The sequence below is a fragment of the Lewinella sp. W8 genome (assembly GCF_004375085.3).
Classification (GTDB): Bacteria; Bacteroidota; Bacteroidia; order Chitinophagales; family Saprospiraceae; genus Neolewinella.
Genome location: NZ_SNAQ03000048.1, coordinates 1 through 1,554 on the forward strand (window position 1 = coordinate 1; position 1,554 = coordinate 1,554).

The following is a 1,554-nucleotide window of genomic DNA, read 5'->3' on the forward strand; positions in this document are numbered from 1 at the left end:
AGTCGTCCCTGAAAAAGCTACTCCTTGCAGGCTCACCACGTGGATAAGCGATTTTTCAGGTTAGGGTTTATCGTTCAGATCGGGAGTAGCCTCCGATTATGGCTTTTCTGCGGCACTACCCAGCCGCTCATCAGGGCCAAAACTCGCCAAATAAGCGCCCTAATTTGGTTCAGGCGCATTTTGAGGTTGAAGGCCGCTCCGGCCAGCAAGCAATTGATCGCATCTCCTAATTCTCCGTGCAGGTAGTTTCTCAGCATTCGGTGATCATGTTTGAGGTGACCGATCACCGGCTCGATACCCGCTCGGCGGCGGAAGCGTTTTCGCTGCTTCTGTTTTTCGTAATACGTCTGGTCTTTTCTTCCTCGTCCCGGGATACAGATTTGGGTGGTCCCCACCATCTTTGGTCCGCGATAACCGCGATCTCCCACGGCAATGGACGGACGGTTGCCACCAGCATCTTTTCTGATTCGTTCTACCTGATCCAAGCTGGCTTCCAAGGTGTTGCCGTCGTAGGGATTGCCAGGGAAGTTTTTCATGCCAACAATGACGCCACTGTGGGCTCCCCGGACCACACTTACTTTGCAGCCGAACTCATACTTCTTGGATACTTTACCCTTGGCAATACACCATACCGCAGGCTCGTGCAGACTGTAGCGCTTATTCTTGTCGCCTCGCTTCTGGGCCAGCACCTGCAAGAATAAGGAAAGGCTAACGCCATAGTAATCAAGCGCCTCCGCACTCATCTTGCGTCGCACATCGCGCACCAATCAACCGGCGATCGTCTTGATCTTACGTTGCGCCTTGCGGGCCGCTTTGCGCCTTCTTGGATGGCTGGCGTTAAAACACTTCAACCTCAAATTCTTGAGCACAAACCGGTAAGACTGCCGTAGTTGAATACCCTCTGCTTCAGCATAAGACCAGCAGTAATCAATGATCTTCAGGGCCAGCTTTATATCCGTTGGGTAAGTGATGTTCTTTTCCTGAACGGTCGTGTCCACCAGAACTTCTTGCTCCACTTCGCTGCCAAAGTGAAGACGAACGGTGAGGCTCAACACCTTTTCCATGCCTTGGTCACCGACTCGTTTGCGGAAATAGACAAAGTCCGTGGGGTCAAATGGAGGCTTATGTTGAAAGTAGGTCTCCCCGGTAAAGTATTGCCAGTAGGGGTTCTCCACCCAGCGCCGTATAACCGACTCGTCGCTCTCATTGAACATCTGCTTGAGCAACAACATGCCGGCAATCGTCCGTACCGGAATGCTCGGTCTGCCCTCATCCGAATAGTATACTGATAACTCTTCATCAAGCCAGTCCCAATCCAGCTCATCGGCCAGTTTACACAACTCGTGTTCCAGGCTTAAAATCGAATCCAAACGAGAACGAAACAGGTCACCCTGGCGCTCATCGGGCAAACTCCCCTTCATTTTTTGCAAGCTTTTGGTATCAAAATGGCCGTTTCTGGCAAAAAACTAATATCCACAAACGACGTCAGGACCAAGATAAAGACTGATTATCAGATGTTTAAATGAGAATCGATATGTTTTTCAGGGACGACTA

Annotated in this window: 2 protein-coding genes; both read right to left on the reverse strand. The window is 50.6% G+C overall.

Features of this window, described 5'->3' with window-relative positions:
- Positions 1 to 74: 74 nt before the first annotated feature.
- On the reverse strand, positions 75 to 755 hold the full coding sequence (locus E1J53_RS23775; RefSeq protein ID WP_134271166.1) for a transposase: 681 nt from the start codon (positions 753 to 755) through the stop codon (positions 75 to 77).
- Positions 756 to 767: 12 nt separating this feature from the next.
- Positions 768 to 1,421 (reverse strand): transposase, encoded by a 654-nt coding sequence (locus E1J53_RS23780; protein ID WP_154640296.1) that lies wholly within the window; start codon positions 1,419 to 1,421, stop codon positions 768 to 770.
- Positions 1,422 to 1,554: the final 133 nt, after the last annotated feature.

What these genes read in the sequence shown, in the direction of transcription:
- E1J53_RS23780 (WP_154640296.1), bottom strand. Translation starts at nt 1,421, where the DNA reads ATGAAGGGGAGTTTGCCCGATGAGCGCCAGGGTGACCTGTTTCGTTCT.